Source organism: Sphingomonas yantingensis (assembly GCF_014199325.1).
In the GTDB taxonomy this organism is placed as follows: domain Bacteria; phylum Pseudomonadota; class Alphaproteobacteria; order Sphingomonadales; family Sphingomonadaceae; genus Sphingomonas; species Sphingomonas yantingensis.
This window is the reverse complement of record NZ_JACIJJ010000004.1, coordinates 136965-153383: the sequence shown is the minus strand read 5'-3', so window position 1 is coordinate 153383 and position 16419 is coordinate 136965. Positions and strand designations below refer to the sequence as shown.

Here is a 16419-nt window from a genome sequence, read left to right as displayed (position 1 = left end):
GGGCTTTGGTCGCACGGCGCTTGACCGGAACCGTACCAACCGCTTGAGCGATGCGCGATGACCACGCGCGAGGTAACGGGGTTCCTCTCCCGCAACGACGTTCAACTGGGGCCGGAGGACTGGCGCCGGACGCTATCCGACCGCGCCTTCACCTTCCTCTGGGGCGCGATCCAGTGGCCATGGCTGGCCAAGAGCCTGTCGGGCGGACGAAAGGCGCAGAAGGCGGCGCTGCTCCAACGCCTCGACCTCGCGCCCGACGCGCTCCCCAATCTGGGCAGCTGGAAGGCGGATACCGGCCTACTACACCTCGTCGTCGACGAGATCGAGGCGAAGCGGCCGCAGGTCGTCGTCGAACTCGGCGCCGGTGCCTCCAGCCTGATCGTCGCGCGCGCGTTGCAACTGCATGGCGGCGGGCGGCTCGTCAGCCTCGACCAACACGGCGATTTCGTCGCGGCGACGCGCGACTGGCTGCACGAGCACGGCCTCGACGCCGACATGCGCGCCTCGCCACTGATCCCCGCGCCCGCGGGTTGGCCGGCGCTCTGGTACGACGTCAGCGACCTGCCCGACCGGATCGACCTCTTGCTGATCGACGGCCCGCCCTGGACGCTCCACCCCTTCGTGCGCGGCGCGGCGGAGGTGCTGTTCGACCGCATCTCGGTCGGCGGCGCGATCATGCTCGACGACGGCGCGCGCCCCGGCGAGCGCGTGATCGCCGCGCGCTGGCGGCGCAAATGGCCGCAGTTCGATTTCGGGCTGGAGCTTGGCGGGACGAAGGGGACGCTGATCGGCCGGCGGCTTCGTTAAGTGGGCGAAGTCGCGGCATCCGCGATCCGCACCGCCTCGACAAAGCTTGCCAGCTTTTCCTGATCCAGCACGCCGTCGCTACGCACGCCGGAGCAAAGATCGAGAGCGTAGGGGCGAACCTGTCGGATCGCGTCGCCGACATTGCTCGGGTTCAGGCCACCCGCGAGAAAGACGGGCCGCTTGCTGGCCTGCACGAACCTGGCGCTGATTGCCCAGTCGTGCGCCCTGCCGGTCCCGCCCAATTCCGGCACGACTGCGCCCGGGCGACCCGAATCGAGCAGGAAGGCATGAACATGAGGGCTGTAGCGAGGGATCAGGTCGAGCGCGTCCTCCCCCTCGACATGGATCACCTGCACCCGTCGGACATGCGGCGCCAGTCGCGCAAGTCTGAGCGACTCGGCGGGGTCGATATGTGAAACGATCTGCACCGTCGTCGGATTGGTCGCGCCGATATGGTCGGCGATGTCGGCCGCGCGCGTTTCCGACGTCAGCAGGAATGTCGAGACCGGCGGCGGCACCATCGCGGCAATGCTCGCGATCAATTCATCGGCGATGGGTCCCGGCCCAGACGGCATGCGCGCGACCAGACCGAGCGCATCGGCACCGGCGTTGATGGCCATCCTCGCTTCGTCTGGCGACGCGATGCAGCAGATCTTTATTCGGGTGCGCATGCCGATCGGATGCCATCCTGCACCGACAGGGGAAAGAGGCTCCGCGTCAAACCCGCCGGTCCGGCCCGTCCATTACCCGCGCGACGGTCTCGAACGACCGTCCGTCGACCCGAATTTCGTTGAACGAGGGCCGCGTCTCGCGCACGCGTTCCGACAGTGTGCCAGCGCCGATCAGGCGGACGGTTCGGCCCTCGACCTCGTGCGCCACATCGAACGGATCATGGACATGGCCGGTCAGCACCGCATGCGCGCCGGCCTTCGCCAGCGACCGGAGTGCCCCTTCGCCGCCGTGCGTGCGCGCCTCGGTCCGGGTGCCGGCCTCGATCAGCGGGTGATGCGCGGTGACGAAGACGAGGTCATCGGTGGGTGCCGATTCGACCAGCCGGACGGTGTGCGCCAGCCGCTGCGGCGTCACGAAGCCCTTCGACCAGTCGAGCCGAAACTGGAACCGCGCGGTGGTCCTGAGCGGCGCGATCGTCACGCCCCTGACCTCCAGCGGCCGCTCGATCATTTGCTCCAGCGTCTTGTACCGGCGATAGGGCAGGAACAGCCGCTGGATCGGATTGTAGACAGGCAGGTCGTGATTGCCGACCTCCACCGTCGTCGGGCGGTCGAGCGATTCGAGCCACTCGGCCGCCTCGGCAAATTCGCTCGCACGCGCGCGCTGTGTCAGGTCGCCGGTCATCAGGATTGCGTCGGGCTTTTCGTCGGCGACGATCCGCGCGAACCAGTCGAGTGCGGTGCGATCCTCCGCCCCGAAATGCAGGTCGCTGACGTGGAACAGCCGGATCATGCCGCCTCCTTTCGCGTGGCGATGAAGCGCTGCGCGCTCATGCCCCCGGTGATGCGAGTGCCGGGGTCGAGCCGCTCGGGCTCCCCGTCGAAAAGCGCCAGCACCGGGCGCGATCCCTCGATCACCAGATGGCGGGAGATCGCATGCGTGACCGCGCCCGCGCCCACCCAATCGCCGGATACCCAATTCCAGCCGAGCTCGGCGATCGAGCGCCAGTCGCGCGCGTCGATCCCGGCCACGTCAAGGCCGCGGGCGTCGGGCGTCACCAGTACCGCTTGATACCGGCGACGCAGCCGCACCGTCCCCGACACGCGCACCCCCTTGCCAAATGTGCGGCCCCACGCATGGCGCATCGCGCGGAACAGCGCGAGCAGACGGCGCTTTCGCACCGCTTCCCGAGCGCGGAACCACTGCGCGGCGGGGCCGATGATGAGGCCGACGAACGCGCGATGCGGCCCCGCTTCGGCATAGGGCAGCGCGACCCGTGCGGTTTCCTCGTGCGCGGCATGAATGATCTCGGCGGGATCGAGGCTGTCGTGCAGCGCCTTTGCCAGCAGGTTCATCGTGCCGCCCGGCAGGATCAGGAAGCTGCCCTCCCACGACGCCAGCTTGCACAGCGCCGCATTGATCGTGCCGTCGCCGGCGAACAGCACCACGGTATCGGCACCTGCCCACGCGAGCGCCGCCTCGTCGGGCAGCGGCTCGTCGGGAAAGCCGGTGCGGCCCACCAGCGACAGGCCGCGCTCGGCGAACACCGCCTCGATCGCATCGCACTTCTCGCGCGTCGCCGATCCCGAACTGGGGTTGGTGATGAACCAGAGATTCTGCATAAGCCCCCGATCTTTCAGCCTGCCCAACGATCGGTCCGGGCGAAGGATGCAGCCAAGCCGCCGCCATGGTGTTAGGCCCGCTGGAATGCCGAAGGGAACGTAGCCACATGGCACCGCCGCCACCCGCCAGTGCCGAGATCGACGCGGGGCGCTCGGGCAGCCTGCCCGAAAGCTATCGCAGCGTCGCGGTGCCGGCGGCGGGCGCGTCGTTCTGGCGTCGGCTGGGGGCGTTCGCAGGGCCGGGTTATCTGGTCGCGGTCGGCTATATGGACCCAGGCAACTGGGCGACCGACATCGCCGGCGGGTCGGCGTTCGGCTATACGCTGCTGTCGGTCATCCTCTTCTCCAACCTGATGGCGATGATCCTGCAATCGTTGTCGGCAAAGCTCGGCATCGTCGCCGGCTGCGACCTGGCGCAGGCCTGTGCCGAGCAGTACGGCCCGGTGGCGCGCGTCATCCTGTGGGCATTGTGCGAACTTGCCATCATCGCATGCGATCTGGCCGAGGTCATTGGCACCGCGATCGCGCTGCAACTGCTGTTCGGCATTCCGCTGGTCGCCGGGATCGCGATCACCGCGATCGACGTGATGTTGATCCTCGCGCTCCAGCGCTTCGGGTTCAGGAAACTCGAGGCGTTCATCGTCGCACTGCTCGTCATCATCGCGGGCTGCTTCATCGCCGAGTTGATTTTCGCGCGGCCCGAATGGGCGGCGGTGGCGGCGGGGCTAATGCCATCGAGCCAGATCGTGACGAACCCGGCGATGCTCTACATCGCGATCGGCATCCTCGGCGCGACGGTGATGCCGCACAATCTCTATCTCCACAGCTCGATCGTGCAGACGCGCTCGTTCGTTCAGGACGATGTCGGGCGGCGCGACGCGCTGAAGCTGGCGACGATCGATTCGACCGTGGCGCTGGCGCTCGCCTTCTGCATCAACGCCTCGATCCTCATTCTGGCAGCCGCCACGTTCCACACCGCCGGCCGGACCGAGGTGGCGGAGATTCAGGAGGCCTATCAGCTTCTGACCCCGATGCTGGGCGCCGGCCTCGCCAGCACGCTGTTCGCGGTGGCGCTGCTCGCGGCGGGACAGAATTCGACCGTGACGGGAACGCTCGCCGGCCAGATCGTGATGGAAGGATTCCTCAAGATCCGCCTGCCCGTGTGGCTGCGCCGGCTCGCCACGCGGCTGATCGCGATCGTGCCCGCCGCGATCGTCGCCGCGCTCTATGGCGAGAGCGGCACCGCGCAACTCCTTATCCTCAGCCAGGTGGTGCTGAGCCTCCAGCTTCCCTTCGCGGTGTGGCCGCTGGTCCGCTTCACCAGCGACCGCAAGCTGATGGGCGGCTTCGTCAACGGGCCCGTGCTGAAGGTCGTCGCCTGGGCGATCTGCTTCATCGTCATCGCCCTGAACGTGACGCTGCTCGCCCAGACATTCGCGGGCTAATCGCCCCCGAACGCGAACGGCGTCATCCCCGCTTCCCGATCGCTGACGATCCGCGCCCGTCCCGCCGGCGGGGCGCTCCGCTGCGAGCAGTCGACGCGTGTGCAGGCGGTACAGCCGAGGCCGATCGGCATCGCCCGGCCGGCGAGGTCGATGCCGCGTGCCGCCGCGAGCCCGCCCGCCTCGCCCGCCGCCACGCCGATCGCCACCGCGAAGCGCCCGCGTACGCCACCGAGCGGCCCGGCATGCGGCTGGACGCTGCGCGCCATCGTCAGCCAGCGGCCACCATCCTCGCTTTCGACCAGTTGAGTCACCAGCTCGCCCGGCCGCGCGAGCGCTGCGAACACGTCCCACAACGGGCACAGCCCCCCCTCCACCAGCGGCGACACGCTTGCGCCCGCATAGCGCTTCGACACCTGTCCCGCCCGGTCGACGCGCAGCATGAAGAAGGGAAGCCCCCGCGCGCCCACGCGCTGCAGCGTCGTCAGCCGGTGCGCGACCTGCTCGAACCCCGCGCCGAACCGGCGCTGGAGCAGTTCGATATCGTACCCCGTCGCCTCGCACGCGCGCAGAAAGCGGGCATAGGGCATCATCACCGCCGCCGCGAAATAACCCGTGACATGCCGGCGCAGCAGGCGCTCCGCCACGCGGTCCGACAACCCCGCGCCGCGCACGATCGCATCGACCTCGCCCTGCACCTCTCCCGCCAGCCGCTCGGCCATGGCAAAGATGCGGCTGGCGGGGTCGAGCAATTCGGACAGCTGGAGCTGGCGGGCATGGAGGTCGAGCCGCTTCAGCCGGTCGGGCATCACCTCCACCGGCAAGATGCGGACCGACAGCTGGTGACGGATACGCAGCCGCTCGGCGATCGCCTGGCCCAGATCGCCGCTCGCCAGCCGAAGCTCGTCGGCCAGCGCTTCCGCCGCGGCATCGAGATCGGGGAAGTGGTTGCGCCAATGCTCGATCGCGCGCCGCACCTCTCGCGCCACGCGGTCGTGCCCGTCGTCGAGGCCCGGCCCCGCCGCCCCGCGCGAATCGAACGCGCGCGCGAACGCCTCCGCCCCGCCGGGCGCACTTGCGAGCCACTCCTCCAGCTCACCGCGGTCGATGTCGAGGTCGGCGAACATCGGGTCGGCCAGCCGCCGCCGCATCGCCGCCGCGCCGCCGCCCGGCTCGCTCGCCGCCAGCGTCCGCGCATCGAAGTCGAATCGCTCAGCCAGCCGCACCAGTAATGTCGCCGAAATCGGCCGCTGGTTGCGCTCGACGAGATTGAGATAGCTCGGCGAGATGTCGAGCGCGGTCGCCATCGCCGCCTGGGTCAGCCCGAGTTGCCGCCGCACCCGGCGCACGGCATGGCCCGCGATCAGCTTGCGTTCTGCCATGACTTTACGCCCCTTCCTTACCAGAGGCTGGGCGGCAAGCGATCAGAAGTCAATTCTTTACAGGCGCGGGGTCGAACGGGTTAGCGCTTGCTTCACCTCGTCGCGCTAAGTCAGCGACCATGACGCGCATCCTCACCATCTTCGGCACCCGGCCGGAAGCCATCAAGCTGTTCCCCGTCGTCGCGGCGCTGCGCGACCAGCCGGGACTCGACGTACGCACCTGCGTCACCGCGCAGCATCGCGGGCTGCTCGATCAGGTGCTGGAGATTGCCGGGCTGACCCCCGACATCGATCTCGACCTGATGGAACCGGGCCAGAGCCTCGACCGGCTGACCGCGCGGCTGCTGACGGGCCTTGGCGAGGTGATGGATGCCGAGAAGCCCGACCGGGTCATCGTGCAGGGTGATACCGCCACCGCCATGGTCGGTGCGCTCGTCGCCTATTACCGCAAGATCCCGGTTGCGCATGTCGAGGCGGGGCTGCGCTCCGGCGACATCTATCATCCCTGGCCCGAGGAAGTGAACCGCCGCATCGTCGCGCCTATCGCCGACCTCCATTTCGCGCCGACCGAGACGGCGGCCAATGCGCTGCGCCGCGAGAACATCGACCCGGCGGGCATCCACGTCACCGGCAACACCGTGATCGACGCGCTCCACTGGACCCGCGCGAAGATCGAGGCGCAGCCCTCGCTTGCCGTGGGCCTAGACGATCTCGCCGCACGGTTCGCGGGCAAGCGGATCGTCCTCGTCACCACCCACCGGCGCGAGAATTTCGGCGGCGGCATGGAGAATATCGCCCGCGCGATCGCCGAAATCGCCGCGCGGCCCGATGTGGCGATCGTCTTTCCCTGCCACCCGAATCCGAACGTCGTGTCGGTGATGGACGCGATGCTGGGCGACAGGCCGAACATCGCCCGCATCGACCCGCTCGACTATCCGCACTTCATCCGCGCGCTCGACCTCTCGACCATCGTCCTCACCGATTCGGGCGGCGTGCAGGAGGAGGCGCCTGCGCTCGGCAAGCCGGTGCTGGTGATGCGCGAAACGACCGAGCGGCCCGAGGGAGTCGAGGCGGGCACCGCGCGGCTGGTCGGCACCGATCCGGCGCGGATCGTTTCCGAAATCTTCAGCCTTCTGGACGACAAGAGCGCCTATTCCGCGATGGCGCGCGCCCACAATCCGTTCGGCGACGGCCATGCCGCGGCACGGATATCGGAGCTTGTCGCGGATGCCCACCGACGCTGAACTCAAGGTCGCGGTTCTCGGCCTCGGCTATATCGGCCTGCCCACTGCCGCTGTGATCGCGCGGACGGGGGCGCAGGTGCTGGGCATCGACGTCAGCCAGTCGGTGGTCGACACCGTCAATTCGGGCCGCGTGCATATCGAGGAGATCGACCTCGACGGCCTCGTCTCCGGCGTGGTCGCACGCGGCAATCTGCGCGCCTCGACGCTGATCGAGCCGGCCGACGTGTTCGTCATCGCGGTGCCAACGCCGTTCGACGACAATCATGCGCCCGATATCGGCTATGTGCTGAAGGCCGCGACGACGGTGGCCGCCGCGCTGAAGGCCGGAGACGTGGTGATCCTCGAATCGACCTCGCCCGTCGGCACGACCGAGAAGGTGCGCGATCTGCTGGCGAAGCTGCGCCCCGACCTGAAGGTCCCCGGCACCGGGCCGGGCACACCCGACATCGCCATCGCCTATTGCCCGGAGCGGGTGCTGCCCGGCCGCATCCTCGTCGAGCTGATCGACAACGACCGGGTGATCGGCGGCATCACCCCGCGATGCGCGCGCAAGGCGCTGCAATTCTATCGCCGCTTCGTGCGCGGCGCGTGCGTCACCACGACCGCGCGCGCGGCGGAGATGACCAAGCTCACCGAAAACGCCTTCCGCGACGTCAACATCGCCTTCGCCAACGAATTGTCGGTGGTGGCGGGCAATCTCGGTATCGACGTGTGGGAAGTCATCCGTCTCGCCAACCGGCATCCGCGCGTCAACATCCTGTCGCCCGGCCCCGGCGTGGGCGGGCACTGCATCGCCGTCGACCCCTGGTTCCTCGTCCATGGCGACCCGGAGAACACGCCGCTGATCCGCACCGCGCGCGAGGTGAACGACGCCAAGACCGGCTACACGATCGGCCGCGCGGAGGCGCTGATCGAGGCGATGCCGGGCGCGCCGGTCGCCTGTCTCGGCCTCGCGTTCAAGGCAAACATCGACGACTTCCGGGAAAGCCCGGCGCTCAAGGTCGCCGCCAGCCTCGCCCACCGGTTCGGCGAGCGGGTGCGGATCGTCGAGCCCTATGCCGACACGCTGCCCAAGGCGTTCGACGGCAGCGGTGCCGGCCTGATCGACATCGACACCGCGCTCGAGACCTGCCCGATCCTGATCGTCCTCGTCGACCACGACGTGTTCCGGTCGGTCCCGCTCGAGGAGCGCGCGGCCAAGCGCGTCTACGACACCCGCGGCATCTGGCCCGACCAGCCGCAGCTCGCCGTCAGCGAAGTCTCGCCGATCCGCCTCGCCAGCTAATCGGCGCCGCGCGCGCCATATCCTTGCGCGAACACCGCGTCGTAGCTGGCGAACGAAGCCGTCTCGGCCGCAACCTCGATCCGCGGCGCGGCGCTGTCGTCGCCCGCGCGCGCTTCGTCGTCGTGGCGCAGCGCCCCGCGCGCATCCGCCACCAGCACTGGCGCGGCAGCACGCGGCGCCTGCGCCACCCGCACCGGCGGCAGCTCGCGCGGTTGCGGGCGGGCGGGCCCGCGTGCCACGTCGGGCACGACGCTGACCGCGCCGCCCATCTCGGTAATCGCGTAAAGCTGCTTCGCGAACGCCGCCGGGAACCGGATGCAGCCGTGCGAGGCGGGATAGCCCGGCAGATGCCCCGCGTGGAGCGCGATGCCGGTCCAGGTCAGCCGCTGCATGTAGGGCATCGGCGCATTGGAATATAGGTTCGAGCGGTGAAAGACCTTCTTCTGAAGGATCGTGAACTCGCCGGCGGGCGTCGACTTGCCGGGTTTGCCCGTCGAGATGGTGGACACCCCGATCAACGTACCGCCGCGATAAACATAAGCGACCTGATCGGCGAGGCTGACGACGATCGCCACCGCCCCCGCGCCGCCGCGATCCGCCCAGACATATTCGCCGTTCCGCAGCGACTGCGCTCGCGATTCGAGATCAGGAAGCTGAGCGAACACTGGAACCGCCGCAGCACCCGCCAGCATCAGCAACGCCGAAAATGGGGCCACGGCTAGCCGCAATATCCGTGCCGCTCTCGGCGAACCGTGGTTTCGCCGGGACGAAAGTGCGGGCGAAGCGGCGTCAAGTCCCCGAAAATCCGGTGCCGTCATGCTATATGCCCGCATATGCCAAGACCAGTGGTGGGGCTTAGCTTATTGTGAACGACTTGTTAACCGGAACCGCGTCCCGTCGGGGGATGCTCCGCGCGGGCGGGATCGCCGCGGCTGCGATCCTCGTGCCCGGCTGCATGCGCCAGCCGCTCCAGTCGGTAAGCAGCCTCGGCGCAAAGCCGGCGCCGCGGGTTGCGCCGGTAGCACCGCCGGCGCCCGTCGTCGCTGCCGCAGCGCCGGCGACTCCCCGCGTCCCCGGCGTGTCGCCGGCGCTGGTGGAACGCGCGATGGCCGCGCGCGACGCCAATGCCGGGCAGCTTCGCCAGCGTGACCGGATCGCGATCATCGACTTCACCCCCGCCTCCTATCGCTCGCGCCTTGCGCTGATCGACGTGGCGAACGGCCGGGTGGACAAGCTCTTGGTCGCGCACGGCATCGGGTCGGACCCCGGCCATACCGCCTTCCTCCAGCGCTTCTCGAACGATGACGGGTCGGAGGCGACGTGCGAGGGTGCGTTCGTCGCCGACGATTATTATGTCGGCCAGCATGGCCGGTCGCAGCGGCTGGTCGGACTCGACCCCACCAATTCCAATGCACTCGCCCGCGCGATCGTCATCCACGCCGCCTGGTATGCGAACAAGGACATGCTGACCACGCATGGCAAGCTCGGCCGCAGCCAGGGCTGCTTCGCGGTGGGCGAGGCCGAATTGCAGCGCGTGTTCGATCATCTGGGCGAAGGCGCACTCGTCTACGCCGCCAAGGGCTGAGGCTGCGCGAAACAGGGCATCGCTGCAGGCGTTTCGATGCTAACGGATGGCCCTGAACCGTTCGGGGAGCCGCATTCTTGACGCATCGTTTCCGGTCGCATCACGCCCATGGTTTTGTCCGCGTCGCCGCCGCGACCCCGCCGGGCGTCGTTGCCGACCCGGCGGTCGCAACCGATCATGCGATCCGGCTGGCACGGGAGGCGGATGGGGCGGCGGTGGACCTCGTGGTCTTTCCCGAACTCAATCTCAGCGGCTATGCCATCGACGACCTGCACATGCAGGACGCGCTGCTGTCGGCGGTCGAAGCGGGATTGGCCCGGATCGTCGAGGCGAGCGCGGACCTTCGCCCCGTCCTGCTGATCGGCGCACCGGTGCGGCGAAACGGCCGGCTGTACAATTGTGCGGTCGCCATCGCGCGCGGCCGCATCCTCGGCGTAGTGCCCAAGAGCTACCTGCCCAATTACCGCGAATATTACGAGAAGCGCTGGTTCGCCTCGGGCATCGGCCTGTCGGGGCTAGACATCGCGCTCGCCGGACAGGTCGCGCCGTTCGGCACCGACCTGATCTTCGCGGCGAGCGACCTACCCGACTTCATCTTCCACGCCGAAATCTGCGAGGATTATTGGGCACCCCTGCCCCCCTCGACGGCGGGCGCGATGGCCGGGGCGCTGATCCTCGCCAACCTGTCCGCCTCGAACATCGTCGTCGGCAAGGCGCGCGAGCGGATGCTGCTGTCCGCCGCGCAGTCCGCGCGGGCGGTCGCCGCCTATGTCTATTCGGCGAGCGGGCCGGGGGAGAGCACCACCGACCTCGCCTGGGACGGCCAGGGGATGGTCCACGAATTGGGCGAGCTGCTCGCCGAATCCGAGCGCTTCGATCTGGCGAGTGAGCTGGTGATCGCCGACGTCGATGCCGGCCGCATCCGGCTGGAGCGCGCGCGCACGGGCACGTTCAACGACTGCGCGGCGGCGAACGGCCATCCCGAGACTCGCTTCCGCCGCATTGCCTTCGACCACCGGCCCGATTTCGCCGATGTGGGGCTCAAGCGCGCGGTGCGCCGCTACCCATTCGTGCCCGACCGCGCCGAAACGCTCGACGTCGACTGTTACGAGGCGTTCAACATCCAGGTAGAGGGCCTTCGCCAGCGCCTTGCCGCGACGGGCACGAAGCGGCTGGTGATCGGCGTGTCAGGCGGGCTCGATTCAACGCACGCGCTGCTCGTCGCGGCCAAGGCATTCGATCGCCTCGGCTATCCGCGAACCGATATTCTCGGCTTCACCATGCCCGGCTTCGCGACGGGCGACGCGACGAAGGCGAGCGCCTGGGGCCTGATGCGCGCGCTGGGGGTGACGGGCGACGAGATCGACATCCGCCCCGCCGCAAACCAGCTTCTGAAGGATATGGGCCACCCCTATGCCGCGGGCGAGCCGCAATACGACGTGACGTTCGAGAATGTGCAGGCGGGACTGCGCACCGACTATCTGTTCCGCCTCGCCAACCAGCGTGGCGGGATCGTGCTCGGCACCGGCGACCTGTCCGAGCTCGCGCTCGGCTGGTGCACGTACGGCGTCGGCGACCAGATGAGCCATTACGCGGTCAACGCCGGGGTGCCGAAGACGCTGATCCAGCACCTGATCCGCTGGACGATCGCGAGCGGCCAGTATGACGCCGCGACCGACGCGGTGCTGGAGACGATCCTCGGCACCGAGATCAGCCCCGAACTGATCCCCGCCGACGCCAGCGGCGCGATGCAGTCGACCGAGGGGCGGATCGGGCCGTACGCGCTCCACGACTTCTTCCTGCATCATGTCGTCCGACAGGGGCTGGCGCCGTCGAAGATCGCGTTCCTCGCCTGGCACGCGTGGCACGATGCCGCGGCGGGGCGCTGGCCCGCGAACCTGCCGGCCGAGGCGCGCGGCGCCTACGACCTGCCGACGATCGCCAAGTGGCTGGAATCGTTCCTCGACCGCTTCTTTCGCATCAGCCAGTTCAAACGGTCGGCGATCCCAAACGGGCCGAAGGTGTCGGGCGCAGGCGCGCTGTCGCCCCGCGGCGACTGGCGCGCACCGTCGGACGGCAATGCGCAGCTGTGGATCGAGGAATTGCGGGCGGGGCTGCCCGACTGACGCCAGCCAAGTCGTGACCCCGGCCACCGAGCCGGGGTCCCGCTTCTTATTTCTTCGGTCCGGCAAGAAGAAGAAGCGGGATCCCGGATCAAGTCCGGGATGACGATGATCTTACCTCAGGTAATGTCGTTCCGCCGCTTCGGTCGCGTTGATCGCCAGCACCTGCCGCGCCTCGCCTGCCGTCCGCGGCTGGCCGCGGCGGTCGGTGGAGGCGTCGATCAGCCGTTCGAGCAGGTCCTGTCCCTCGATCCAGCTGCCGATGCCGCTCGCGGCATTGAGGTGCCCCTGCGCGCCGGCATCGACGAAATGGCTGCCCCATTGCGCGGCGAGGCTGCGCGCCTTCTCGATCTCGATCCACGGATCGTCGGTGGAGGCGACGAGGATCGACGGGAACGGCAGCAACTGGCGCGGCGACGGCTTGAATGCGGCGATGTCGGGATGGACATCGGCGCGATCGACGTCGGCGGGCGCCACCAGTAGCGCCCCAGCGACCGGCCAGCCATAGGGCTGCGGCGACAGCGCCGCCCACCACGCGACCGCAAGGCAGCCGAGGCTGTGCGCCACCAGCACCACCGGCGCGCGCGTCGTGCGGATCGCCTGGTCGAGCTTCGTCACCCAGGCGTTGCGATGCGGTTTGTTCCACATGCCCAATTCGACGCGCTGGGTATCGGGCAGCGCATCCTCCCACAGGCTTTGCCAGTGGCTGGGTCCCGAGCTGCCGAGGCCGGGCACCGTCAGCACCACGGGCCGTGCGGGGCTTTCGGAGAAGATCGTCATGGCCGCTCTCCTTTGGATCAGGTGACGGGGACGGCGCCCGAAAAGTCGCTCTAGGGGTACGGCCGGCGGGCCACCGCCCTCGTCACTTCATGATTTAATTCCTACTCTCCGGGTATGCAATAGGTTCCCAATCGGCGGCGGGGCTTTTGCGCCGAGCGGTTCGTCGCTAGGCGGGGCCATGCCCAAAAAGCGTCTCGACCAGCTCATCGTCGACCGCGGCCTCGCCGAAAGCCGGACGCGCGCACAGGCGCTGGTGATGGCGGGCCTCGTCTTCTCGGGCGAGAAGAAGCTCGACAAGCCCGGCACCGCCCTGCCCGACGACGCCGCGATCGAGGTGCGCGGGCGCGACCACCCATGGGTCTCGCGCGGGGGGATCAAGCTCGATCATGCGCTGACGGCGTTCGGTATCGAGGTCGTGGACGCGGTCGCAATCGACGTCGGTTCCTCGACCGGCGGCTTTACCGACGTGCTGCTCACCCGCGGCGCGGCGCGCGTTTATGCCGTGGATTCGGGTACGAACCAGCTGGCGTGGAAGCTGCGGCAGGACGATCGGGTCGTCGTCCACGAACAGACGAGCGCACGCATCCTCACCGACGCGCACATCCCCGAGCCGATCGACCTCGTCGTCTGCGATGCCAGCTTCATCGGTCTTGCCAAGGTCCTCGAACGCCCGCTGACCTTCGTCCGTCCCGGCGGGCGCCTGCTCGCGCTCATCAAGCCGCAGTTCGAGGCGGGGCGAGAGGAGGTCGGCAAGGGCGGTGTCGTTCGCGATCCCTCGGTCCACGAGCGTGTCTGTCGCGAGGTCGCCGCCTGGCTGACCGGGATCGGCTGGACCGTCGAGGGCGTAACGCAAAGTCCGATCACCGGGCCGGAGGGCAATGTCGAGTTTCTGATTTCGGCACGCCGGGGCAACGACACGCCCGATTGATGCCCGCCGCCCGCCCCGCTACGGCTTGGCGCCAATCCGGATCGACCCGAGAAGCAAAGGATGGGAATGCGCGAGATCGCCTCGAAGGGACAATTGCGCTGGTCGTTCGCCCGCTGGGCGTTCGTGACGGTGCCGCTGGTGCTTTTTCTGGGCTTCGCGGCTGGTGCCGTGGTTCCCTCGGGCGATGCCAATCCCTGGTATCAGGCGTTGTCGAAGCCGAGCTGGCAACCGCCGGGCTGGGCGTTTCCGGTCGTCTGGTCGATCCTCTACATCCTGATGGGCGTCGCGATCGCAATGATCCTCAACGCGCGCGGCGCGAAGGGGCGCGGGATCGCGATCGCGCTGTTCGTCGCGCAACTACTCGTCAACCTCACCTGGTCGATCGTCTTTTTCGGGATGCATCTAGTCAGCTTCGCCGCTGTCGAGATCATCGTCATACTCGCGCTCGCGATCGCCACCACCTTCGCCCTTGCGCGCGTCCGTCGGCAGGCGGCGTGGCTGATGGTCCCCTATCTCGCCTGGCTCACGTTCGCCTCCATCCTCGCTTTCGAGATCGATCGCCTCAATCCAGACGGCGAAACCCTTGTGCCCTCGGGCAGCACCACCCAGATTCAGCTCTGAACAACCGGATTATTGACGCCATGCAGACCGAAAATCGCCTGTTCGACGACTTCGCCAAGATCCTGAACGGCGCCGCCGGTACCATCGCCGGCATGGGCCGCGAGGCCGAGTCGGCCGCGCGGGAGCGAGCGCGCGAGTGGATCGGCGGACTCGACTTCGTGTCGCGCGACGAGTTCGAGGCGGTGAAAGCAATGGCCGCCGCCGCCCGCGACGAGAACGACGCCCTCAAGGCGCGCATTGATGCGCTGGAGGCGAGGCTGGCCGGCGGCGTAGCCAACACCGCAACGGCCTGAAGCCTCATCGCGGGACGCATGCCGGGTCGGAAGCCCGGTAAAGGATCGGCTTCTGCAAAGTTCGGCGATGGCTCGCGCCCAAACGTCGTGTTCACAGTCGCCGACGCTTCGATCTCCGACCCGAAGGCGTCCGGCATATGGGGCGGACAGGTGGCGCGACCGGCGGGTCCAGACCGGTAGTCGGCCCTTTCGTCGCCCCTTCGGGAGCGATGAGTGCGAGGCGCTTGGTGTTTTTGCGCCCCGGTCCAGGGTCGAATTGGTCCTGCAGAGTGGGGATGGACGACGCCAGCGAGGGCAAGGCAGGCGACGTTCAAGAATATGCAACGTCATCTAGACACATTCAGCGCAAGGGCATTTGATGTCTGCGCAAGCCCGGCGACCCATCACCGGCGAAACCAGTATGTCCGCCGGAGTCACGGGAGGATCGCTTCCCCGCCTATCCGATGCTGATCCGCGCCTTGAAGGGGCAGCAGCCGCATGATAGTGGCACGTGCGTCCCACATATTGCTGATCGCGGCGCATTCGGCGATGCAGCACGCCGCCATGCGAAGTACCAATCGCAGCCCGGGCGTTCTCGATGTCGCTCGGGCCAAGCAGCGTCCATCGACGCCGGACACGATCGGCGCCAGGAGAAACGACCACGCATCGTCCGTTTCATCCAACGGCGTCTCCCTGACGTTACCGTTGCGCGAAGGCTGGCGATTTGCTTCGCGTCGGTGAAGGCAGCGATGCGCCACGTCACTTCTCGGGCACCAGCTTTCAGTATTCGGCGCGATTGCCGGAAACCTCGACGCGGCGGCAGCGACATCGTGCCAGTGGGACAGGTCGCGGCGCGGCGTCCGGTGGTGCGGGCGTTCGAGGCGCTGCGGGAACGGAATGAATCATCGACGGTGCTGTGCGGCGTTCGGACCGGCTCATGGGCCTTGGCGATGTTGTCGAATCGAAATAGGACCATTCTGGACAGGATGGAGCGGGGCGGCATGGCGACGTGTGGGCAGGTCGACAAGACCAGCGAGAAGGATGTTTCGCCCTTCGAAGCGCTGGCGTTGGACGTCTATGGCGCCGCGCGGCCGATGACCATTCTGCGCGCACTATGGCTGCTACATGCCCATGGCGGGCGCCACCGGCCCATGGTGCTGATCCGGTTGGCGCAGCATTTTGATCGGCCGCGGCGGCGGCGGTTCCGCGACTGGGCGCGGCGACGACTATCCCGCGAATATGGATGTTTCCTGCAGGTGGGCGCCCGGATCGGACCGGGGTTGAAGCTGCCACACCCTCAAGGGGTCGTGATCGGCGCCGGTGCGCGGATCGGGCGCAACTGCGTGCTCTATCACCAGGTAACGTTGGGCGGCGCCCGACGCGGCGATTTTGCGGCCGACCGGTATCCCGTGATCGGCCACGATGTGGTGGTGTTCGCCGGGGCCAAGCTCCTGGGTGCGGTCGAGGTCGGCGACGGAGCCTGTATCGGCGCGAATGCGGTGGTGCTCAAGGATGTTCCGGCCGGCCGTACCGCGGTCGGCGTGCCGGCCCGCCTGCTGCCGTGACGGCCCAACGGCGACCAACGATTACGCCCCGCCCTGGCGACAGGACGGGGCGTACTCGTTGCCGCCTTGCGCGATCGCGCAAGGTTCGATG

General features: G+C 68.3%; 16 protein-coding genes. 10 read left to right on the top strand and 6 right to left on the bottom strand.

Annotation, left to right across the window (positions count from 1 at the left end; all coding sequences use genetic code 11):
* Window positions 1–57: 57 nt before the first annotated feature.
* Window positions 58–807 carry a class I SAM-dependent methyltransferase gene (locus FHR19_RS13375; protein WP_184029304.1) on the top strand — a complete coding sequence of 250 codons (750 nt, stop codon included), beginning with the start codon at window positions 58–60 and terminating at the stop codon, window positions 805–807.
* On the opposite strand, the gene FHR19_RS13370 is transcribed toward FHR19_RS13375, so the two are convergent.
* The 3 genes from FHR19_RS13370 to FHR19_RS13360 are packed head-to-tail and all read right to left on the bottom strand — an operon-like array spanning window position 804 to window position 3101.
* Complete coding sequence (locus tag FHR19_RS13370; RefSeq protein ID WP_184029301.1) at window positions 804–1478, bottom strand: phosphoribosylanthranilate isomerase; 675 nt, start codon at window positions 1476–1478, stop codon at window positions 804–806. The genes FHR19_RS13375 and FHR19_RS13370 overlap by 4 nt on opposite strands.
* Before the next feature lie 46 nt (window positions 1479–1524).
* Window positions 1525–2271: a metallophosphoesterase family protein gene (locus FHR19_RS13365; RefSeq protein WP_184029298.1), complete on the bottom strand. Its 747-nt coding sequence runs from the start codon at window positions 2269–2271 to the stop codon at window positions 1525–1527.
* Window positions 2268–3101: a diacylglycerol/lipid kinase family protein gene (locus FHR19_RS13360; RefSeq protein ID WP_184029295.1), complete on the bottom strand. Its 834-nt coding sequence runs from the start codon at window positions 3099–3101 to the stop codon at window positions 2268–2270. The genes FHR19_RS13365 and FHR19_RS13360 overlap by 4 nt, the downstream gene beginning before the upstream one ends.
* Before the next feature lie 107 nt (window positions 3102–3208).
* Between FHR19_RS13360 and FHR19_RS13355 the strand changes: the two genes are divergently transcribed.
* Window positions 3209–4546, top strand: a complete 1338-nt coding sequence (locus FHR19_RS13355) for an Nramp family divalent metal transporter (protein WP_184029292.1) — start codon at window positions 3209–3211, stop codon at window positions 4544–4546.
* On the opposite strand, the gene FHR19_RS13350 is transcribed toward FHR19_RS13355, so the two are convergent.
* Complete coding sequence (locus FHR19_RS13350) at window positions 4543–5925, bottom strand: helix-turn-helix domain-containing protein (protein WP_184029289.1); 1383 nt, start codon at window positions 5923–5925, stop codon at window positions 4543–4545. The two genes, FHR19_RS13355 and FHR19_RS13350, sit on opposite strands and share 4 nt — an antisense overlap.
* A gap of 119 nt (window positions 5926–6044) precedes the next feature.
* Here FHR19_RS13350 and wecB point away from each other — a divergent pair, with 119 nt between their 5' ends.
* Entirely contained in the window at window positions 6045–7169 is a 1125-nt protein-coding gene (gene wecB / locus FHR19_RS13345) for a non-hydrolyzing UDP-N-acetylglucosamine 2-epimerase (protein WP_184029286.1), read from the top strand.
* On the top strand, window positions 7153–8454 hold the full coding sequence (gene wecC, locus FHR19_RS13340; protein ID WP_184029283.1) for a UDP-N-acetyl-D-mannosamine dehydrogenase: 1302 nt from the start codon (window positions 7153–7155) through the stop codon (window positions 8452–8454). Before wecB ends, wecC begins: the two co-directional genes overlap by 17 nt.
* Here wecC and FHR19_RS13335 read toward each other — a convergent pair.
* Window positions 8451–9272: a L,D-transpeptidase family protein gene (locus FHR19_RS13335; RefSeq protein WP_184029280.1), complete on the bottom strand. Its 822-nt coding sequence runs from the start codon at window positions 9270–9272 to the stop codon at window positions 8451–8453. The genes wecC and FHR19_RS13335 overlap by 4 nt on opposite strands.
* 86 nt (window positions 9273–9358) lie before the next feature.
* Between FHR19_RS13335 and FHR19_RS13330 the strand changes: the two genes are divergently transcribed.
* Window positions 9359–10039 (top strand): murein L,D-transpeptidase catalytic domain family protein, encoded by a 681-nt coding sequence (locus FHR19_RS13330; protein ID WP_184029277.1) that lies wholly within the window; start codon window positions 9359–9361, stop codon window positions 10037–10039.
* A 77-nt stretch (window positions 10040–10116) separates the two neighbouring features.
* Window positions 10117–12165, top strand: coding sequence for an NAD(+) synthase (locus FHR19_RS13325; protein WP_184029275.1), 2049 nt, complete (start codon window positions 10117–10119; stop codon window positions 12163–12165).
* Window positions 12166–12276: 111 nt separating this feature from the next.
* On the opposite strand, the gene FHR19_RS13320 is transcribed toward FHR19_RS13325, so the two are convergent.
* Window positions 12277–12942 (bottom strand): RBBP9/YdeN family alpha/beta hydrolase, encoded by a 666-nt coding sequence (locus tag FHR19_RS13320; RefSeq protein ID WP_184029272.1) that lies wholly within the window; start codon window positions 12940–12942, stop codon window positions 12277–12279.
* Window positions 12943–13120: 178 nt separating this feature from the next.
* Between FHR19_RS13320 and FHR19_RS13315 the strand changes: the two genes are divergently transcribed.
* The 4 genes from FHR19_RS13315 (at window position 13121) to FHR19_RS17530 (ending at window position 16328) form a co-directional block, all read left to right on the top strand.
* A complete protein-coding gene (locus FHR19_RS13315; protein ID WP_184029269.1) occupies window positions 13121–13870 on the top strand; it encodes a TlyA family RNA methyltransferase in 750 nt (249 codons plus the stop codon).
* A 66-nt stretch (window positions 13871–13936) separates the two neighbouring features.
* Window positions 13937–14491: a TspO/MBR family protein gene (locus tag FHR19_RS13310; RefSeq protein ID WP_184029266.1), complete on the top strand. Its 555-nt coding sequence runs from the start codon at window positions 13937–13939 to the stop codon at window positions 14489–14491.
* Between the two features lie 20 nt (window positions 14492–14511).
* On the top strand, window positions 14512–14784 hold the full coding sequence (locus FHR19_RS13305) for an accessory factor UbiK family protein (RefSeq protein WP_184029264.1): 273 nt from the start codon (window positions 14512–14514) through the stop codon (window positions 14782–14784).
* A 443-nt stretch (window positions 14785–15227) separates the two neighbouring features.
* On the top strand, window positions 15228–16328 hold the full coding sequence (locus FHR19_RS17530) for a serine acetyltransferase (RefSeq protein WP_221228540.1): 1101 nt from the start codon (window positions 15228–15230) through the stop codon (window positions 16326–16328).
* Window positions 16329–16419: the final 91 nt, after the last annotated feature.

Bases quoted from the DNA above. Each gene is read 5' to 3' on its own strand.
- FHR19_RS13350 (WP_184029289.1), bottom strand. From the start codon at position 5,925: ATGGCAGAACGCAAGCTGATCGCGGGCCATGCCGTGCGCCGGGTGCGG.
- FHR19_RS13360 (WP_184029295.1), bottom strand. From the start codon at position 3,101: ATGCAGAATCTCTGGTTCATCACCAACCCCAGTTCGGGATCGGCGACG.
- FHR19_RS13315 (WP_184029269.1), top strand. From the start codon at position 13,121: ATGCCCAAAAAGCGTCTCGACCAGCTCATCGTCGACCGCGGCCTCGCC.
- FHR19_RS13335 (WP_184029280.1), bottom strand. From the start codon at position 9,272: ATGACGGCACCGGATTTTCGGGGACTTGACGCCGCTTCGCCCGCACTT.
- FHR19_RS13305 (WP_184029264.1), top strand. From the start codon at position 14,512: ATGCAGACCGAAAATCGCCTGTTCGACGACTTCGCCAAGATCCTGAAC.
- FHR19_RS17530 (WP_221228540.1), top strand. From the start codon at position 15,228: ATGCTGATCCGCGCCTTGAAGGGGCAGCAGCCGCATGATAGTGGCACG.
- FHR19_RS13310 (WP_184029266.1), top strand. From the start codon at position 13,937: ATGCGCGAGATCGCCTCGAAGGGACAATTGCGCTGGTCGTTCGCCCGC.
- FHR19_RS13365 (WP_184029298.1), bottom strand. From the start codon at position 2,271: ATGATCCGGCTGTTCCACGTCAGCGACCTGCATTTCGGGGCGGAGGAT.
- FHR19_RS13370 (WP_184029301.1), bottom strand. From the start codon at position 1,478: ATGCGCACCCGAATAAAGATCTGCTGCATCGCGTCGCCAGACGAAGCG.
- wecB (WP_184029286.1), top strand. From the start codon at position 6,045: ATGACGCGCATCCTCACCATCTTCGGCACCCGGCCGGAAGCCATCAAG.
- FHR19_RS13355 (WP_184029292.1), top strand. From the start codon at position 3,209: ATGGCACCGCCGCCACCCGCCAGTGCCGAGATCGACGCGGGGCGCTCG.
- FHR19_RS13330 (WP_184029277.1), top strand. From the start codon at position 9,359: ATGCTCCGCGCGGGCGGGATCGCCGCGGCTGCGATCCTCGTGCCCGGC.
- FHR19_RS13375 (WP_184029304.1), top strand. From the start codon at position 58: ATGACCACGCGCGAGGTAACGGGGTTCCTCTCCCGCAACGACGTTCAA.
- FHR19_RS13320 (WP_184029272.1), bottom strand. From the start codon at position 12,942: ATGACGATCTTCTCCGAAAGCCCCGCACGGCCCGTGGTGCTGACGGTG.
- wecC (WP_184029283.1), top strand. From the start codon at position 7,153: ATGCCCACCGACGCTGAACTCAAGGTCGCGGTTCTCGGCCTCGGCTAT.